The following is a 20,342-nucleotide window of genomic DNA, read 5'->3' on the forward strand; positions in this document are numbered from 1 at the left end:
TTTCCATGAGTTTCCTATTCAACAAACATGTTATAATTCCTTTTTCTCATTTCACATTAGATTATGTTACATTTCATCACACAGTTTACTGAGAATCTAAAAAGAGCTAGTTTATAATTGATAATATATAATATCTCCACTCAAAAAAAACATCTAATTATGTACCCAGACAATGTGTCGCGTGATAATTCCTAACACAAATTACAAAAAACTATTGATTTATTAATCAATAAGCATTATTATGTTAGATATAGTAACGCGAAGCAGTATTGAATGATGAATAACATCCTTATTACAATTCAAGGATATTCTTAACAATTGCGCTTCAAGGGATTTCTATCGATTACTAGACTTGTTCCCTTAGCAAGCTAGTTATCAATACCTTTTAGCTAACTCGTGCCCCCAAATCTTACGAGTTAGCTTTTTTTGTCTGAACTAATCAACCTATTTAAATTAACTTATAACAAGAGTTATAATATTGCTAAGTTTTACAAATAGGAGAAAAATATGATATGAAACAAACTTATACTTCTGCAATCAGATTTGAAAATATTTGTTATGAAGTGGACCAGATGTCTATTTTAAATAATATTACCGGTTCATTTTATAAAGAGAAAATCACTACCCTTGTCGGTCCATCCGGGGCTGGAAAATCCACATTATTAAAATTGTGTAACGCTTTAATTTCTCCAACTTCTGGAGAAATCATTATTGAATCCATTCCAATCGATTCAATTGAACCGACTATTCTCCGAAAAAACATCGGAATCGTTCTACAGAGTGCACCGATTATTCCCGGCACAGTATATGAAAATATTGCACTTCCTTTTACCCTGCAGCAGAAAAAATTAACCGAAAAAGAAGCAATTTTATTTTTAGAAATAGTAGGACTTGAGCATACTTTTTTATATCGCCAGGCAGACGATTTATCAGGTGGTCAAAAGCAAAAAGTTTCAATTGCACGCTCTCTTGTAAATAAACCTAAAGTACTTCTTTTAGACGAAATTACGTCTGCACTCGACCCTGCTTCTGTAAATGAAATAGAACAACTTATTTTAAAAATAAACCAAAATTCACGGGTAACAATTGTTTGGATTACGCACAATATCGAACAAGCAAAAAGAATAGGTGACATTACTTGGATTATGATGGATGGTCGGTTATTGGAAATTGGGGAGAGCAATATTTTAAGTACTTCAAGGAACGAACAGGTTCAACAGTTCGTTAATGGAGTACACACCAAATGACATATACCAACCTCTCTCTGACATTATTTTTTGTCCTAATTCCACTGGTTCTTTCAAAATCCTTAAAGCTTGGTCTTGAAAGGGATACGATTAATGCCACTTTACGTTCTATTATTCAATTACTGGCAGTCGGTTATGTATTAAAGTTTATTTTTGATGCACAAAGCTTTGTTTTTATGGTTTTGATGATATCTTTAATGATTTTAACAGCTACGTTAAATGCTCGGAAAAAAGGGAAAGCTATAAAGGGGATTACATGGAAGATTGCGATCACTCTTATTATTATCGAGGCTGTTACACAAGGAATCCTTTTAGGTTTTGAAATTGTACCAGCTACGGCACAATACATCATTCCAATAAGCGGCATGTTAATCGGAAATTCAATGGTATTATCCATTCTTTTTTTAAATCGCTTTACCGCTGAAATTGAATCAAGCCGTAATCAGATCGAACTTATTTTGTCCTTGGGAGGAACTCCTAAACAAGCAGTTCATCGTCAGCTTATAAACGCCATTCGAGCCAGTTTGATTCCTACAATAGAGAGTCAAAAAACAATCGGACTAGTTCAATTACCCGGAATGATGAGTGGACAGATTATCGGGGGAGCAGACCCCGTACAAGCCGTACAATTCCAATTGCTTATCGTTTTTGCTTTACTGACTACAGCCGCTTTATCGAGTATATTAGTCGGATTTTTTAGTTACCCGACATTATTCAGTGAGCGTATGCAATTAATAAAAAACTCCACTTCTTAAATTAGAAAATTTGTACTTTTCCCAATTTAATATTATTATTTTTTTGTATGTTATAATAATTGCAAAAATAGAAATGAGGTACCAATTATGCCAGTATTACGTGATTTTTTCATTACTTTATCTGAGAACCAATTCTTAAATAGTGCTGCTCAAAAATATGGTTTAAAAATGGGTGCACAAACTGTAGTAGCAGGTACTAATATCCCAGAAGTAATTCAAAGCATGAAAGAATTGAATGCTCAAGGTATTTCTTGTACTGTTGATAATCTGGGTGAATTCGTTTACGAAAAATCAGAAGCAACAAAAGCAAAGGACCGAATCCTTGCTGTAATTGAAGCTATCCATGAAAACGATGTAGATGCTCATATCTCTCTTAAGCCATCTCAACTCGGTTTAGATATTGACTTCGATTTTTGTTACGATAACTTGATGGAAATCGTAGGAAAAGCGCATGAATACAAAATCCATGTCAACTTTGATATGGAGAATTACGATCGTCTTCAGCCGTCCTTTGACTTGTTAGATAAAATTTCACAAGTGTACGATAATGTTGGTACAGTTATTCAAGCATATTTCTTCAACGCTCAGGAAAATACTGAGAAGTATAAAAACTATCGTTTGCGTATTGTAAAAGGTGCTTACAAAGAACCTGCAGAAGTTGCTTACCAAGATAAAAACGATATCGATCTAAACTTTATCGAGTTGATTGAATATCATTTATTAAATGGAAAATTCACATCAATCGCGACACATGACCATAATGTCATTAACCATGTAAAACAATTTGTAAAAGATCACAATATTCCTAACGAGAAATTTGAATTCCAAATGCTTTACGGTTTCCGTAAAGAAATGCAATTAGAGTTAGCTAAAGAAGGCTATAATTTCTGTACGTATGTACCATTTGGGGATGACTGGTACGGTTACTTTATGCGCCGTTTAGCAGAACGCCCCCAAAACATTAACCTAGTAACTAAGCAAGTTTTTACTAAGAAAACCAACACTGTTCTAGGTGTTGCAGCTGCAGCATTTGTTTTAGGTCGTCTAACTAAAAAATCGAAATAAATAAAAATAGGTTGCCTCGGCAACCTCTTTTGTTATATTTACCGCGTATTCACGATGATCTAGATCTATTAAAGACAATGTCTATTGAAAATTTCGGGTTAGGGCTTCATTAGGTTATGAAGGCCAAAATGCCTTTCATTTATTCCAACCTTTTTCTTTAAATCTGGATATGGCCTCAATTCGATTGCCTACACCTAGTTTATCTAATATTGTGGATATATAATTTCGTACAGTCCCGGCAGACAAGAAAAGTTCTGCTGCGATTTCTTTTGTTGTTTTTCCTTCTGCCACTAACTCTAAAACTTGACTTTCCCTCTCTGTTAACGGATTTTCACTATCATCCTCATAAACAAAGTCAACAAGCTCCGGTGCATAAATACGTCGTCCATCCATTATCACTCGAATGGAATGAACTAATTCTTCAATTGGGCTATCTTTTAATAGGTATCCGCGTACACCTGCTTTTCTTGCTCTTTCAAAATAACCCGGTCTAGCAAAAGTCGTTAAGATAATAATTTTGCAATCGGTATTTTCTGACAACAATTCCGCTGCATCAAGTCCTGTTTTAACTGGCATTTCTATATCCATAATACAAATATCCGGCTTTAATTCACTGACTAATCCGACTGCTTCATCGCCGTTTTTTGCAATGCCGACTACTTCCATATCATCTTCCATATTAAGCAGTGATTTCATCGCACCAAGTAACATCCCTTGATCTTCTGCAATTACGATTCGAATCATATCACTCACTTCCTTTCTGATGTGTAATGGCTAGTGGAATACTGATTAAAAGCTTTGTGCCATTTTTATTTCCAATTTGAACAGAGCCGTTAATAAATTCTAGCCGTTCTCTCATGCCTTTTAATCCGTTCCCAGCAATATTTAACTTTTCGTTAAACCCTTTCCCATTATCATTAACAGTCAGGATTACTTCATTATCATTTTTTTCTATTATTATGGCACATTTTTTAGCTTCACTATGCTTCACTACATTGGTAATAGCTTCTTTTAAACTCATACTTAAAACACTTTCCACTAAAACCGGCAGTTGTAATTCCTCACTGCTTCCTTCTATTTCATAGTCAATTTCAGCAGCTGCCAGAATTTGTTTGACTCTAGCTAACTCCTCTTGAAGTTTTACAGCACGCATATCGGATACTAGTTCCCGTACTTCCTTCAATGCAAAGCTTGCTGTATGACGAATCTCTTTTATTTCCTGTATGGCTGCTTCTGGATTTTTTGTGACCAGCCTACTTGCTAAATCACTTTTCAAACCAATCATCGAGAGCTTCTGTCCTAAGGTATCATGCAAATCTCTCGCAATTCTTTGCCGTTCCTCATGAATGATCAATTCAGCAATTCGTTCATTAGCTGTTTCAAGCTGCCCCTGCAACTTTTCTCTTCTATTTTTACTATATAATGTAAATGGCAATAATACTACCCCAACAACTGTAATAATGATAAACGGTGTTTGCGATAGAAATAAATCTAAGTCGATAAAATATCCCCCGACGATCGATAGAATCGTAAAGCCGATATGTAAGCCATACATGATAAAAAATCCTACATTATTTCTAAAATTCCCAATAAAGAATGCGGTAAATAGCGATAAATAGACGTATCCATACATCAATGTCATAGCTATATTCAACACCATTTCAAAACTAATCCACATGTACAACAAAGCACTTTTTGAATTAAAGGAAAAATAATGAGATAAGAAAAAAAGTAAGATTAATACAACACCTATAGAAATTTCGATTATAGATAGGGACCGGATAATAAAATAGAATGGCATTATACAAAAAATAACCCAGACATAAATACTGATCCACGGATTTTTCGGTAAGATTGTATACCAGCTTTGCATGACATTCCTCACATTTCTTATATTTTTCGTTTCCATCTTTGTTGTATAACTATGTTAGGTACTATTATAACAAAATCACGGTGTACCCCTAAAGGCAACACCGTGATTTTATTAAAACACCCCATGTACTTCTCAAAAATCCCTTAAGCTTGAATGGAATTGTTTTTGATTCGTAAAGATCGTTCAACCTCTTTAAAAGAAATAAACTTTTTGTTTTTTGGATCATAAAGCTTATATCGAATTGACTCTACACTTGTTTTTAATGTAATCGTTGTCGCTTTTTGTAAAGGCGGAATGGATTCATGGGCTGCCTCCAAGTTATAATTTGGCACACGCGGCGCTAAATGATGAACATGGTGGAAACCAATATTACCCGTCACCCACTGAAGGAGTTTCGGCAACTTATAATAAGAACTTCCTTCAACAGCTGCTTTTACGTAATCCCAGTCAGTTTCATATTCAAAATACGAATCTTCGTACGTATGTTGAATGTAAAATAACCAAATTCCTAATCCACCGGCTAAAAACATTGTTATACCGTGTACAAGCAAGAACGTTTGCCATCCAGTTACTACTATTAAAGTGATACAGATAATTAGCAATGCTGCATTAGTAAAATACGTGTTCATGCGCTCTTTTTTCTTGGCATCTTTACGGTTAATTCGGTTCGCAACCAACACCAAAAATAAGGGACCTAACCCAAACATCACAATTGGATTACGATATAAACGATATCCGAATCGTCCTAATTTAGATTTTTGCAAGTATTCATCGACCGTTAACATTTCTATGTCACCAATACCACGCTTATCTAAATTGGAGCTAGATGCGTGGTGAATCATATGCTCTCTTTTCCATTTCTCATAAGGGAATGATGTTAAAATTCCTGTAATATTTCCGATAACCGCATTAGCCGTCTTACTTTTAAAAAACGAGCCATGTGTACAATCATGGAATATAATAAATGTCCGTACTACAAATCCCGAAGCAAGAATACTACAAGCTACTGTAAACCATGCAGAAAACTGTAGTAAATAGTAACCTGCACCCCAAATAGCAAGCAGCGGAACAATTGTATTTATTATTTGTAATATACTAACTTTTAATTGTGATTTTGCAAATGGTGCTACGTCTTTACGTAACTGTTTTGTCTTTTCAGCATCAGTCATAGCCAATTTCCATACCCTCTTTCTTCGTTTTGTTACTAATTTCATTATAAAAAATGACCACTTATGCTAGTAGGAGCAAACATCATATATTTTTTATTACAAATGTCATATGACCAGGTGCTAGATGTTAATAATGTTATTATAAGCAGATTTAAGTATCTATATTAGAGAAGAACAAGTTTTGATACATTTTAATTTTCTTCCTTCTTCGTTTTGTCCGATTCTCAACCCAAACAAAAAATGGAGAAAAACATTTCGTTTTTCCCCACTTTTTTATTCAACTAGTTACACTTACACATTAAAGTAACGTGCATCCGGATGGGCGAATACAATAGCCGATACACTTGCTTCCGGCTCCATCATAAAGCCTTCTGTTAGTTGGACACCGATTTGTTCCGGCTTAAGGAGTTTAAATAATTTTTCTTGATCCTCTAAGTTTGGACAAGCCGGGTAACCGAATGAGAATCGTTGACCTTGATATTTTGCAGCAAAACGTTCTCTCATAGTAAAGTCTGTTGCATCTGGGAAGCCCCACACATCGCGAATCTCCTGATGAAGCCTTTCCGCAAAGCCTTCTGCAAGCTCTAAGGCAGTTGCTAATAATGCATGACTTTCTAAGAACTTACCGTCAATTTTCAATTGATCGGCAACATTTTTCACACCATGACCAGCTGTTACAACCATTAGCGCAACATAATCCATTTCACCACTATCTACTGTTTTTAAGAAATCGGCTAAACACAAAAACGGTGCCTCTTTCTGCCTCGGGAAATGGAATCTCTCAATCTCCCGTTTAGAATCCTCCGGGCTATAAATTACCACATCATCCCCGTCTGCTTGTGCAGGGAAGAATTGATACATTCCAGAGGGTGACAATAAATCAGATTTCAAATAGTCATTTACTAATTCATGTAATTCCGTAGCTCTTTTATCCTTCTCAGCTAGAAGTTTTTCCACACTTCCTTTTAGCCCTAAATGGTGACCTATGAGGGTTCTCATATTTACATAAGGATGTAAATGGGCAACTGAATAATTTCGTTTAATATGTTGTACTAGATCTATCGGAACAAAAACTTGAGCATCATTTACTGTTCTGACTGGCTTCTGATCAACAGGTTTTGGTGGCCGTGCTGCACGTTTTTCATCTGCCAAAAGCCTTTTTTCCTGCGAATCGCGTAGCTCCTGAATGAGTACATCGCGTTCAGTTGGATTCATTAGACGATTTGCATGATCAAGTCCTTGCATCGCATCCTTTGAATAGATAACAGGACCATCATATTGAGCTGCGATTTTCGTTTCTGTAAAACGTTTAGATAATGCCGCTCCACCAACTAGAATCGGTACATCTATACCTACTCCCTTGAAATCCTGAGCTGTTATTACCATTTGTTGTGCCGATTTAACCAGTAAACCTGAGAGTCCAACAAAATCGGGTTGTTCCTTTCGAATAGCTTCGATTAGCTCGGCAGGCGTTACTTTAATCCCCAGGTCTACTACTTTAAATCCGTTATTACTTAAAATAATGTCCACAAGATTTTTCCCAATATCGTGAACATCCCCTTTAACGGTGGCTAGAACCACTTTACCTTTTCCTGAACTATCCTCATCCTTTTCCATGTATTGCTCAAGATGAGCAACGGCCGCTTTCATGACACCGGCACTCTGCAACACTTCAGCAACGATTAATTGATTATCGTTAAACAAGCGTCCTACCTCAGCCATCCCTGCCATTAACGGTCCGTTTATAATATCTAAAGGTGTTTCAAAGATTTTTCTTGCTTCCTCTAAATCAGGGATTAAACCCTCTTTAGTACCTTCAATAATATAATAAGCAAGTCTTTCTTCTACTGTATCTGGAATATTCGCGACAGATTTTTCTTTTTTCTTATCCCGATAGAAATCTGTAAACACAGCTAACGTTTCATCATTCGTATTAAATATTAAATCATTAGCCAATTTAATTTCTTCTTCAGGAATGGATGCAAATCGCTCTAGCTTCTCTGTATTTACAATTGCATAGTCTAATCCAGCTTGTGTGCAATAATATAAATACACCGCATTTAACACTTCGCGCCCAACTGGTGGCAAGCCAAACGAAACATTGCTTACCCCTAATACCGTTAGTGTATTTGGGTATTTTTCTTTAATCAATCGAATCCCTTCAATTGTTTCCTCTGCTGCGCCAATGTATTGTTCATCACCTGTACCTACTGGGAAGACAAGGGGATCGAAAATAATGTCTTCCGGAGCAAGCCCCCATTTCTCTGTTAACAATTGATAGGACCTAATTGCAACCTCCAACTTTCTGGTGCGGTCAACTGCCATCCCTTTTTCATCAATTGTACCGACAACAACAGATGCCCCATATTTTTTTACAATTGGCATCACTGCATCGAATCGCTCTTCTCCATCTTCTAAGTTAATGGAATTAATTATGGCTTTACCTTGCGAATATTTTAGCGCTTCTTCAATTACCTTCTCATCGGTTGAATCGATGACCAGAGGCACCTTTACCTTCTTAACAACCTCTTGCATAAAGTTCGTTATATCGTCCAATTCGTCACGATCAGGATTTGCTAAACAAATATCAATTACATGTGCCCCATTTTTCACTTGAGCCCTTGCAATTTCTGCTGCTTCTTCAAATTTACCGTCAATGATTAGCTGCTTAAACTTACGAGAACCTATAACATTCGTACGTTCTCCTATAAATAATGGACGCATCGTATCATCATATTGTAACGATTCAATTCCAGACACGACATGCCCATGTGTGTTAGTTGGAATCGGTCTTGGTTCATAGCCTTCCACTGCCTCACGGATCGCTTTTATATGGGACGGTGTTGTACCACAGCAACCCCCAACAATGTTTAACCAGCCTTTTTCTGCAAAACCACGCAATTTAATGGACAAGGAATCAGGCGTTTCATGGTAATGTCCTTCTTCATCAGGAAGACCAGCATTTGGATAACAACTTATGTAGCTTGTAGATAATTCAGATAAAGAACGAATATGATCTGTCATAAATTCTGGCCCAGTTGCACAGTTCAGACCAATTGATAACGGTTTAATATGTTCAATTGAAATATAGAACGCATCAATCGTTTGACCAGCTAACGTTGTTCCCATTGGCTCAATCGTGGCCGAAATCATGATTGGGAGTTGTTTTCCTGTTTCTTGGAATGCACGGTTCACAGCTAGAGACGCAGCTTTTACATTCAACATATCTTGACTGGTTTCAAGTAAAAGAAGATGTGCCCCTGCTTCAATTAATGCTTTTGCCTGCACATAGAAGTTTTCAGATAACTCATCAAAAGAAATACCGCCAGTTACTGATAAAGTTTTTGTCGTCGGTCCAATCGCACCTGCAACAAAACGCGGCCACTCATCTGTTGAGTAATCTTGCACTGCAGATAAAGCCAGTTCTACAGCACGCTTATTAATTTCCTCTGCCTTTGAACCCAGTCCATACTCGTTCAATACTAATGGCGTTGCTCCAAATGTATTGGTACAAATAATATCTGCACCAGCTCCTAAATAAGCACGATGAATCTTAGATAGAACATCTGGACGTGTTAAAACTAAATTTTCATTACATCCGTCTAATTCTTCTCCACCAAAATCATCAGCCGTTAGGTTTTCTTCTTGTAGCATTGTTCCCATTGCACCATCGATAATTAATATTCTTTTTTGTAATTGTTCTTCTATCATCGGGTTATACATTCACTCTTACCCCTTTGTTTTGCTCATCAAGTTGTTTGATATATTGCATTAGTTGGATTGTCATATCGTATCTTATAAACGGTGTGATTAAATAAATACCGTTAAAGTATTTGACAGCAGCATCTAGTAGTTCTTTTGCAATGGCAATTCCTTCAACTGTCTCTTTTTCTTTATCCCCTTCACAAGCCTTCATTCTTTCCAGCACTTCTTCAGAAAGCTTTATACCTGGCACTTCATGATGTAAAAATTCTGCACTGCGGAAACTAGTTAAAGGCATAATTCCTATATAAATCGGTGTTGAAAGGTGCTTTGTTGCCTCATAGATTTCTTCTATCTTTTCTTTTGTATAAACTGGTTGAGAGATAAAATAATCTGCACCGTGTTCTATTTTCTTTTCTAGACGCGCCACCGCTCGATCAAGTACTCGAACATTTGGATTAAAGGCTGCAGCTACAGAAAAGTTTGCCTTTTTACGTAAAGGTTTACCTGAGAAAGAGATTCCTTCATTTAATTTTTTAATTAATGAAATTAACTCCATGGACGACACATCATAAACGCTAGTTGCCCCTGGAAAATCACCTACTTTTGTTGGGTCTCCTGTTACAGTTAAAATATCATGTAAACCCAGTGCATTTAACCCCATTATGTGCGACTGTAATCCAATTAAATTACGATCACGGCAAGTAATATGAGGCATTGTTCGGATACCATGCTGCAGCTTCAAAATAGAGCCCATCGCAACATTACTAATACGAGGAGATGCCAATGAATTATCCGCCATCATTATAATATCCGCACCTTCGCTATAGAGTGTCTTGGCCCCTTCCACGAAGGCTTCAATCTCTAAATGTCTTGGTGTATCCAATTCAACAATGACAGAACGTTCACGTTTTACCTTTTCGTGAAGCGGTTCTAAATTACTAGGTTCTGCCTCTCGAATGAAGATTTCCTTTTGCACTTTCGCAATCTTCACTTCAATTGGCTTTAAATGCCTTAGTTTTTTTTTCGCTGCTTCAATATGCTTTGGCGTTGTGCCACAGCATCCACCAATCAGTCGAACACCTTGGTTTCGTAGCTGCACAGCCGCTCTTGCAAAGTAATCAACTTCTGATTCATAAATCACTCGCCCCTCTTCGATATCTAATAAAGACGCATTTGGGTAAGCAGATAAAAATGCCTTTTCCGGTAATTCAACTCCTTCAAATGCTTGAAGTGTATGATGAGGACCTAATCGACAGTTAACCCCAACGATATCAGCCCCCAAATCTTGAAGATCTTTAAGGGCTTCATTTAAGTTCATCCCATTTATCAGTACGCCAGGTTCAGGCATGGATACTTGTGCAATGATGGGTAATGAAGTTACTGTGCGCAGCATTTTAATCGTTTCGGTTAACTCCTCAAGATTATAATAAGTTTCAAGTAAAAGTCCATCTACCTTCCCGTCAATTAAAGCTCTTGTTTGCTCTTTAATAGCCGCTAGTATCTCATCAAGTGTCACATCACTTTTACGCACACCACGTATTGCCCCGATTGACCCCAAAATAAACTGATTGCCGTTCCCCACTGCCTTTTTTGCGATGGAAACTGCTGCTTCATTAATTTCCTTTACTCTAGCTTGCAGACCATAGCGTGCGAGTTTAATAGCATTTGCACCGTATGTATTAGTTTGAATCACATCAGCTCCAGCAGTTATATATTCAAGATGGATTTGTTCAATTAAATCAGGTTTTATAATATTCATTTCTTCATGGCAATTATCTAGACCATATGAATATAGTAGAGTCCCCATTGCTCCATCGGCTGTTAATACTTTTGTTTTTAACACTTCAAGTAGCCCCATACATCCCATCCCCTTTTTCATTCTAAATATTCCGTTTATTTAATGCGGTGTAATAGTTTTTCACGTACCTTATTTAATGAATATCACATGAAAAATTAATACTTTTAGAACTTCTCAATTTATCTCATAGCAACATCATCCGTATAAACCTTCTTATTTCCATAAAAAAATAAAAGCCTTCTTATGAAAAGAAGGCTTTTGTTTTTGCTATCCTCCTCATCTTTCGGCTTATGCCGCTGGATTTAGCACCTTACAATTTTTGTTGGTTGCTGAAGCTTCATCGGGCCAGTCCCTCCACTTCTCTTGATAAGAGTTCTATTTAGTTTTAATATGTTAAAACGTATCATATCTTTAAAATGCGATTTCGTCAATAAGTTTTCAGACTTTTGAGATATTACTCTACTTTTGGATTGCTGCTAGACTTTTCAGTATTTTATCGGCTGTGTTTTTTCCATTTTCAATACAAGCCCCAATTCCTACACCAAAATAGGAGCTCCCTGCAATATAGAGATTTGGATATTTTGAATTTAAGTCGACTAATAAGGAGTCCAACGCTTCCTTATGAGCTAAATCATACTTTGGCATCATATTGATCCATCTCGCTACATTCACCACTATCGGTTCATCTTGGATATTAAGGCTTAGCTTCACATCTTCTAATGCAACTTTCGTTAACTCTTCCGTTGTCATTGCAGCTAATTCTTCGTATCGAGGATTCGTGTTTTTATAGAATAATCTAACGAGCAAATTGCCATCCGAAGAAGTGTGCTTCCATTTCCTGCTAGTCCATGTTGATGCATTACAAACTAAACCACTATTATGAGACACGATAAAACCCGTCCCATCGGCAGGTAAAATCGAATCCGGTAGACTAAAGCCCAAATACATTGTTAGAGCTGAAGCATTCGTAAACTTACCTAAGTCCCGATCAAGTTCTTCATCATTTAATATACTTTTAACAACGTTATTCGGCACTGCTAGTACAACCACATCTGCTTGTACCATTTCCCCATTGGAAAACTTCACATTATATAACGCACCATTTTTCTTCACACTTGTTGTTTCAATGTTTTTATAGAATTCCACTTCAGGAAGAAGTTCCTCCAGGCGATTGATTAGAGCTGAAAGTCCATTTCGAAATGAAATAAATTTTTTATTGGCTGCCTTATCAAACTGCTCTCTATTTGCTTCAAAACCCTTCATGATGCTGCCATACTTGTCCTTATAATCAACCAAATAAGGTAATGTGGATGCAAGAGATAACTGATATAAGTCGCCGGAGTACACCCCTGCAAGGACCGGGGCAATTTGCTTCTCGACTATTTCTTTTCCTAAGAAGTACTCTAGAAAGTCCCCTATTGAACTATCCTTTGTAAAACGATCATTAGGGATTTCAGCATCCTGTAAAACACGCTGTTTTCCTTCTTCAGAAACTAAAGTACTTGCCTGCAAGGATTCCAAGCTCATTGGTATACCAAATGTAGAACCTGCTGGAATCGCATGTAATTCATTATTTGTATGAATATACGATATACCCGTTTCGTTATATACTAATTCCGATTCAAAATCGAGCTCTTTTATAAGTTCAAGGACATTTGGGTGACGAGCAACAATAGAATCGGCACCCGTTTCCATAATAAAGCCGGATTCACGCACAGTATGCATTTTTCCACCCATATAAGAATTCTTCTCTGCTAGTATGTAGCGAATCGGCTCACCACTCGGTGCTTGACGTTTTAAATAATGTAGTGTGCAAAGACCTGTTATTCCTCCACCTACAACAACAACTGTTTTCATAAAGACACTCCTAACCGTTCATTCTATCTGCATCTCTAGTATAAACGTTTTTTTATAAAAGTACCTGTGAGTTGTTTTACAAAAATCGCACAAGAATAATGCTCAACCGCATAATTACATACTAATCAAGAATTCTATATCCTTACTTCTTATGAGTAGAAATTTACTAATTGAGTAGTAATCTATTCCTCCCCGAATTGCATCTGATGCATTGCTGCATTACGCCACTTAGCTGCTTCTTTTCGATTTTTTGGAACGTCGATTCCTAGCTCATAGATACTTGCAATGTTTAGTTTCGCTTGATAATCACCGAGTAATGCTGCTCTTTTGTAATAGTAGAGTGCTTTTTTCCCATTTCGAGGGACACCTAAACCATTCTCATATAAAAAACCTAAATTATAGAGAGAATCCATATGATGAGATTCAGCTGCTTTTTCGAACCATTCTAATGCATGATGGATAATCTTCTCCTGTCCAAGCAGACCATCTAAAAAAACCGTACCTATCCGATATTGTGCTTCTTCATAACCGCCTTTTGCAGACTGTAAATAATAGTGGAAGGCTCTCTCTACATCCGGATTCATGCCAATACCTTGTTCATACATGATGCCTAGAGTAAACATTGCTTCCACTACATTTTGTGAAGCCGCAATCTCAAACCAATATAAAGCCTCTTTTGCATTAACCTCTACACCTTCACCATTTAAGTACATATCTGCTAAATTATTGGCACTATCAGCATGTCCCTTTTCGGCCGCCTTTTTATAATACAAAAGGGCTTTATCATAGTTTTCTTCTATACCTAGTCCTTCAAAATAACAATTGCCTAATTCGTACATGGCATCTACATTCTCTAAAAGAGAAGCTTCCTTCAACCAATGCACTGATTCACTATATTTATCCATCATCCTATAAATGTAGGCAATTTCAAGCATGGCAATGCCATTACCTTCTAAAGCAAGATTTAATAGATTCAGCGCTTCTTCAACTTCTTCAGAATCAAACAGTTCGATATGGTCACGCAGTAATCTTTCAAACATTTCACGGTCATCAAGCATTGGACTCTTCACCTTTTACAAAGATTTTCTAAGATTATAATGATCATTTTCCTTTATATACTCCATCGTGTAGAAAAGCTCTCTTTTCGACTTTGTTACACTTTTTAGAAAAGTACACCCAGACTTTCTTGAAAACGCTTTCTAGACAAAGTGGGCAGCAAAAGTGTTGACCCGAATAGAACATGACGATCATGAGGAGACGAACGGGGCAACCGTTGCTGCGTGAAAGCGTTTTTTAACAGTTTGTATCATTTTTCTTTAAAATACTCTACTAAATAATCCTTAAACTGAACGGCAGCAGGCGATAAATAACGGCCACCAGCCCACGAAACCCCAATCTTCCGTTCGCATATTGGCTCACTCACCCGAATTTTGCAAACGTTATATTCATTTAACCCCTTAATATTCGGAATGAGGGAAACACCTAAACCAGCCCCAACGAATCCAGCAACAGTATGCATTTCTTCACCAGCAAATGTCATATTTGTTGTAATCCCCGCTTCCTTAATCAATTTATCTACAATTTGACGCAATGCATTTCCGCGTTTTATTGAGATAAAGGGTTCATCCTTTATTTCCTCAAGTTTAATTGTTTCCCGATTTGCAAATCGATGGTTTTTTGGAACAATTACAAATAATTCCTCACTCCATAAATCAATCCACTTGATATCAATTGATTTAGACTCAATACGTTGGGATAAACATAAATCAACCTGTCCTTCCTCAAGCCATTTCAAGAGATTATAAGAAGCAGCTTGAGTTAATGTAAACTTCATATTTGGATATTTCTCTGGAATATGCGCCATCAATTCGGGGACTACTTCCATCCCCAAAGTATGAATAAATCCAAAAGCTACATCGCCATATCCGGGCATGACGAGACTACTGATTTCCACCTTCGCCTTCTCAAATTCACGCAAAATTGCATCAACGCTTGTTAAAAAGAGTTTGCCATAACGGTTTAAACTAATTGAGCGTCCTTGTCGATCAAATAAAGGAACACCAATTTCTTGTTCGATATTTGAAATTGACTTACTTAGAGCTGGCTGTGAAATATTTAACTGTTCTGCTGCATGTGTCATATGCTGCATTTCTGCAACGATTTTAAAATACTCAAGCTGCTGGATCTCCATTTTATACCTCTCTCTATTAATAACTATTTGGAATGATTATGATAAAAACAATAAATTGTACTTATGTATTGTTAACACTATAATAAGCTTAGACATAAAGTTTTCATATCAAAATTAATAAATAAAAACAATACTTTATATAAAAAGTTCGAATGTTTGTCACAACTAATTAATTAAAGGAGTCAAAAAAATGAAAATCATTCCTCCAAAACCATTTATGATTGAAAAAGGTAACCGCGCCGTTCTTTTACTTCATGGTTTTACTGGAAATACGAACGACGTAAAGCGTTTAGGCAGATATTTAGCTGAACGCAACTATACAGTACATGCACCATTATACAAAGGTCATGGTGGTGACCCTGTGACACTTATTCAAACGAATCCAATTGAATGGTGGAACAGCGTACTAGAAGGTTACGATGAACTAAAAAATAGAGGTTATGATGAAATTGCTGTTGCAGGTGTCTCACTTGGTGGTATTTTCTCTTTGAAACTTGGAGAAGAACGTCCTACAAAAGCAATTGTTGCAATGTCCGCTCCTGCAATAGCCAAAAGTGTAGACAGTTTACAGGAAAGAATTATTGACTATACCATTAAATATAAAAAATTAGCTGGCACATTTGACGAACAATCCGATCAGCCTCAAGAAATCGCTGAAAAATACCGCATGCCTGCTTTAGAATATTTACAAGGCATGATTAATGAAACTAGCGAAAAGCTACAAACCATTCAAACACCAGTTCACATTTTACGTGGGCTACGTGATGATGATTATTACTGCGAAAGTGCAGATTTAATATATAATTCCGTAAAATCTCGCATTAAGTCCGTTAAAAGCTTTATCAACTCTGGTCATATTCTAACGCTTGACCAAGAAAAAGAGCTTGTTTTTGAAGAAATCTATCGTTTCTTTGAAGGACTTGAATGGAATGAAGAGAAAATGAAAATTTCTCAAATCTCTTGATATAAAATTTGAGAAACATGGTTATATTATTAATGTATCCCCTAGCAAATTTTTGTGGTAACCCAAAACCGCAAATTCCCCAATTTGCTATAAATTATATGTCCAAGTGACATACATCCCTTTAAAACAAGCTACGTTTAAGATTCCCCGTCTTAAACAATGTGGCTTGTTTTTTTATTTCTATATAATTGGGATACTTTCCTTATCAACAATCGTTTACATAAGACTCTTTTGCCGCTAGTTACATGGAATTCTTCACGTCAATTTTCCCATATACGCCTCCCCCACCAACTGTTATGCCCAATTTTCCTGTTCGCGCTAAATGAATGCTGTTGGCTAATTTTACAGGAATTACTTCCATTAGTTCTTCAAACGATGCTTCGTGCAGAATATTCATTTCAGTACCAAACACATCTAATAATTTAGTTATTGTCTTCGGTCCAATTCCAGGGATAAAATCCAGGGGTACTTGGTGGATATAGGGTGGTCTTTCCACTTCTTGTAAAGGTGAATCTGACAATTCTGCAATTCTTTTAGCCACGCCTTTGATCAAGTGTTCTTTTCCGCAATATGGACACCGAGTATGTCCTTCTTCCGCTATTTGTTCACCACAATCAGCACACACCGTTTCATGGTATTTTCCAAGTAGCGGATTCAATCCATAATTTGCAACAATTGCTCTACCTTCCTTTTGATGGAGTGCCTTTTTTAATTCCTCAAAATTGGCATCTGCTACTCTTATTTTTTGATATTCACGAGCAAGCTTTCCAAGCGAATGGGCATCTGAATTCGTCACAAAGGAATAAGGTGCCAGTTCACTCATCCCTTTTACCATATATGTGTCAGAACTTAAGCCTAGCTCAATTCCATCTATTAACTTTGGATTAAATACTTCACTTAAACTCTTCTTCACCCCCTTACCGTAAAGGCTTTTAAAAGGAGTAAATACGTGGGCAGGTATGAACAGCCCGCCCAACTCATATACCTTTTGCTGTAATGTCTTTCCATCACAATAAATTCGCTGCGAGCTTAAGTGAATATTTTTTTGATGTGAACTCATCCATATCGAAAATTCCCGCATCTTTTCAATCGTCTTGAAGTATGCCAGCACATGAATTGGCCCATGACAATTTTTATCGTAGATTTCAATTTCTGACCCCGGAATCAGCGTTGTCTTTTCGTATCGGACTCCACCACCTGAAAGTTCTTTTGCTTTTCCATCTCGAATCAGTTGCTCCAGTTCCTCGATTACTTCCGGTGAATGACAATCAATAATGCCGATTAAATCTAGACCCTTCCTCGATGTTGCCGTTTCCAGTATATTCTTTAACGTTAAATTTCTACTTCCTGTAATTTTAACCGCTCTTCCCTTTTCAGTACGCCCAATATGTATATGTAAATCAGCGTAAATTTCTTTTAACATTATCAACACTTCCTTACAATTCTTTTTAATAAGAAGATTACCCCAAATGATGTGTTTTGTTTCAAGCTTGAACAGCATCAAATAAGATTTGTTTCATTTTTGTAAATTTTAAACGATACCTATCATTTGAGAACATTATTATGTTAATTTAATTTTTGTATGCAAAATTGTACTTAGCATAAATGTACATCCAGTGTTGCACATCATTAGGAGGCATCAAGTGAAAACTATTAAGATGAAATTAACTTCAATATTACTTGCTTTATCTATAGTACCCTTAATTTTAATAACTACGATTATTTTCTTCGTAACTGCCAAGGGTTATTCTGATTTAACAGAAAATCAACAAGATAAGATGATACATAATGTCCAGAGTGAATTAGAGAATGTCTCTCGGGATCTATTGAAAATAACAAACTCCTACTCACAAAACGAACAACTGATTTCCAGCTTTCAATCAGGTAGTCGTGAACAGTTGTTAAAGGCTGTTAATGAAGTTTTCCCTCGATTACAGGAAGAACACAATCTGTCTGTTTTCGAAATTGGTGATAAGAGCGGAGTTGTCTTTTTAAGAGCACATAACCCTGAAAAACACGGTGATGACAAAAGCGATCTACAAGCCATACAAGCTGCCTTAAATGGACAATCGATTTCTGGTTTTGAAGTGGGGCAAAGTGGTCTTTCTGTTAGAGCCTTCGCACCGGTATTAGCAGGTGATGCTGTAGTCGGTACTCTACAAACAAGTGTTGAAAGCACTTTCCTGGAACAGTTAAGTGAACAGTTAGATGGTGTAACAATAAGTTTATATAATCCGGAGGGCACTACGATTTATTCTTCCAACCCAGCAGGTCAAGAATCAACACTTTCAGAAAACACATTAGCTCAAATAGGTAATGGTGAGATACCTATATTGGAGTTGAATAATACAATTGAATCAATAATTCCCATGTATGACCCAACCGGAAGTGAAATTATCGGTGGAATTGGTGTTAAGCAAGACATTTCAATAATCCAGCAAGTTCAGAATCAACTGCTACTCATTGCCACTCTTGTCATGATAGGAACAATACTTATCGTTCTTATAATAGCAGTCTACTTCAGTGGCACAATTTCGAAACCAATTGTTCAACTTGCAAATTCATTAAATGAACTTTCCCATGGTAACTTGAACATTGAAACTGAACAAAGCAGGAGGAAAGATGAGCTTGGCCAATTATTGAATTCTATGCATCTAATGAAAAATACACTTTACGAAACAATTTTAATGGTATCTCAATCTTCCCTTCATGTTGCGAGACAAAGTGCCGATCTAAAAGAAGCCGCAGACGAAATACAAGCAGGGTCACAGCAAATTTCTTCTACTATGACTGAAATATCAATTGGTTCAGATAGTCAGGCGGGTAATATTGCCGACTTGGCTTCAAATACAAATGATTTCACTATGAGGATTCAAAAAACTTGTCAAACAGGTTATGAAGTAAATGAATCAACAAAGGTAGTTCTTGAATTAGCCACTGAAGGAAAAGAAAAAATGCATACTTCTGATGGGCAAATGATGAAAATTAATCAAGTTATGAAAGAAGCGGTTCATAAAATGGCAGGCTTGGAAATACAGACGAAAGAAATTTCAAAGTTAATTTTAATGATTGAAGAGATTGCAACTCAAACAAACCTTCTCGCATTGAATGCTGCAATAGAAGCAGCTCGAGCTGGAGAGCATGGAAAAGGGTTTGCAGTGGTTGCAGAGGAAGTAAGAAAACTAGCTGATCAAGTTTCAAATTCGGTTAAGGATATTACGAAGATTGTTACTTCTATTCAGAATGAAACACATCTTGTTGAATCATCTCTCGAAAATGGATATAAAGAAGTTCAACAAGGTTCTTCCCTTATCCAATCGACAGGTGAAACGTTCAATAGAATCCACACATCAATTTCTACTATGGTAGAAAGTATTGGCAACATCACGAATGATTTAGAGGATAATGTCGCTCGCACACAGCAAATGAACAATTCTATTGAACAAATCGCCTCAATTTCGGAGGAGACGGCTGCCGCGGTGGAACAAACAGCTGCAACAACACAAGAATTTAACAGTTCGATTGAAGAAATTTCAAACAACACTGAACAACTTGCCTCTCTTGCCGATGAATTAAAAGATTTAGTCCATCTTTTTAAACTATAATATCAAACACCTTTAAGCTAGCTGGAGAGCTTAAAGGTGTTTTGTGTTTTATTTAGAGAATATTTGTTAGACGCCTATATTGTTTTCTACTATAATATCAATATGTAAAATTT

Annotated in this window: 14 protein-coding genes and 1 riboswitch; of the genes, 5 read left to right on the top strand and 9 right to left on the bottom strand. The window is 36.6% G+C overall.

The genetic code is table 11. The annotated features are described in order from the left end of the window. Positions 1-512 precede the first annotated feature (512 nt). The 3 genes from ACFQU5_RS15075 (at position 513) to ACFQU5_RS15085 (ending at position 3,067) form a co-directional block, all read left to right on the top strand. The gene (locus ACFQU5_RS15075) at positions 513-1,247 is read left to right on the top strand and encodes an ABC transporter ATP-binding protein (protein ID WP_390289429.1); all 735 of its coding nucleotides are present in this window, start codon (positions 513-515) and stop codon (positions 1,245-1,247) included. Continuing rightward, positions 1,244-2,002: an ABC transporter permease gene (locus ACFQU5_RS15080; RefSeq protein WP_390289432.1), complete on the top strand. Its 759-nt coding sequence runs from the start codon at positions 1,244-1,246 to the stop codon at positions 2,000-2,002. The genes ACFQU5_RS15075 and ACFQU5_RS15080 overlap by 4 nt, the downstream gene beginning before the upstream one ends. Positions 2,003-2,089: 87 nt before the next feature. Continuing rightward, positions 2,090-3,067: a proline dehydrogenase family protein gene (locus ACFQU5_RS15085; protein ID WP_390289435.1), complete on the top strand. Its 978-nt coding sequence runs from the start codon at positions 2,090-2,092 to the stop codon at positions 3,065-3,067. A 135-nt stretch (positions 3,068-3,202) separates the two neighbouring features. Here the strand turns inward: ACFQU5_RS15085 and ACFQU5_RS15090 are convergent, their stop codons facing one another. From ACFQU5_RS15090 to ACFQU5_RS15125, 8 genes are all read right to left on the bottom strand, one after another. Then, entirely contained in the window at positions 3,203-3,811 is a 609-nt protein-coding gene (locus ACFQU5_RS15090) for a response regulator (RefSeq protein ID WP_390289438.1), read from the bottom strand. 1 nt (position 3,812) lies between these two features. Next, entirely contained in the window at positions 3,813-4,940 is a 1,128-nt protein-coding gene (locus ACFQU5_RS15095; protein WP_390289441.1) for a sensor histidine kinase, read from the bottom strand. Between the two features lie 143 nt (positions 4,941-5,083). Then, on the bottom strand, positions 5,084-6,109 hold the full coding sequence (gene desA / locus ACFQU5_RS15100) for a Delta(5) desaturase DesA (protein WP_390289479.1): 1,026 nt from the start codon (positions 6,107-6,109) through the stop codon (positions 5,084-5,086). Positions 6,110-6,400: 291 nt separating this feature from the next. After that, on the bottom strand, positions 6,401-9,832 hold the full coding sequence (gene metH / locus ACFQU5_RS15105) for a methionine synthase (RefSeq protein WP_390289444.1): 3,432 nt from the start codon (positions 9,830-9,832) through the stop codon (positions 6,401-6,403). Further along, entirely contained in the window at positions 9,825-11,672 is a 1,848-nt protein-coding gene (locus ACFQU5_RS15110) for a bifunctional homocysteine S-methyltransferase/methylenetetrahydrofolate reductase (RefSeq protein ID WP_390289447.1), read from the bottom strand. The genes metH and ACFQU5_RS15110 overlap by 8 nt, the downstream gene beginning before the upstream one ends. 213 nt (positions 11,673-11,885) lie before the next feature. Then, a riboswitch (SAM riboswitch) is annotated at positions 11,886-11,985 on the bottom strand. Positions 11,986-12,071: 86 nt separating this feature from the next. After that, complete coding sequence (hemG, locus tag ACFQU5_RS15115; RefSeq protein ID WP_390289450.1) at positions 12,072-13,469, bottom strand: protoporphyrinogen oxidase; 1,398 nt, start codon at positions 13,467-13,469, stop codon at positions 12,072-12,074. Between the two features lie 182 nt (positions 13,470-13,651). Further along, positions 13,652-14,527: a tetratricopeptide repeat protein gene (locus tag ACFQU5_RS15120; RefSeq protein WP_390289453.1), complete on the bottom strand. Its 876-nt coding sequence runs from the start codon at positions 14,525-14,527 to the stop codon at positions 13,652-13,654. A 248-nt stretch (positions 14,528-14,775) separates the two neighbouring features. Beyond that, entirely contained in the window at positions 14,776-15,660 is an 885-nt protein-coding gene (locus ACFQU5_RS15125) for a LysR family transcriptional regulator (RefSeq protein WP_390289455.1), read from the bottom strand. A 190-nt stretch (positions 15,661-15,850) separates the two neighbouring features. Between ACFQU5_RS15125 and ACFQU5_RS15130 the strand changes: the two genes are divergently transcribed. Further along, positions 15,851-16,624, top strand: a complete 774-nt coding sequence (locus ACFQU5_RS15130; RefSeq protein WP_390289458.1) for an alpha/beta hydrolase — start codon at positions 15,851-15,853, stop codon at positions 16,622-16,624. 241 nt (positions 16,625-16,865) lie between these two features. Here the strand turns inward: ACFQU5_RS15130 and ACFQU5_RS15135 are convergent, their stop codons facing one another. Further along, the gene (locus ACFQU5_RS15135) at positions 16,866-18,047 is read right to left on the bottom strand and encodes an endonuclease Q family protein (protein ID WP_390289461.1); all 1,182 of its coding nucleotides are present in this window, start codon (positions 18,045-18,047) and stop codon (positions 16,866-16,868) included. 220 nt (positions 18,048-18,267) lie between these two features. On the opposite strand from ACFQU5_RS15135, the gene ACFQU5_RS15140 reads away from it, so the two are divergent. Beyond that, positions 18,268-20,229, top strand: coding sequence for a methyl-accepting chemotaxis protein (locus tag ACFQU5_RS15140; protein ID WP_390289463.1), 1,962 nt, complete (start codon positions 18,268-18,270; stop codon positions 20,227-20,229). Positions 20,230-20,342 lie beyond the last annotated feature (113 nt).

Source organism: Ureibacillus sp. GCM10028918 (genome assembly GCF_042666115.1).
Taxonomy (GTDB): Bacteria; Bacillota; Bacilli; order Bacillales_A; family Planococcaceae; genus Ureibacillus.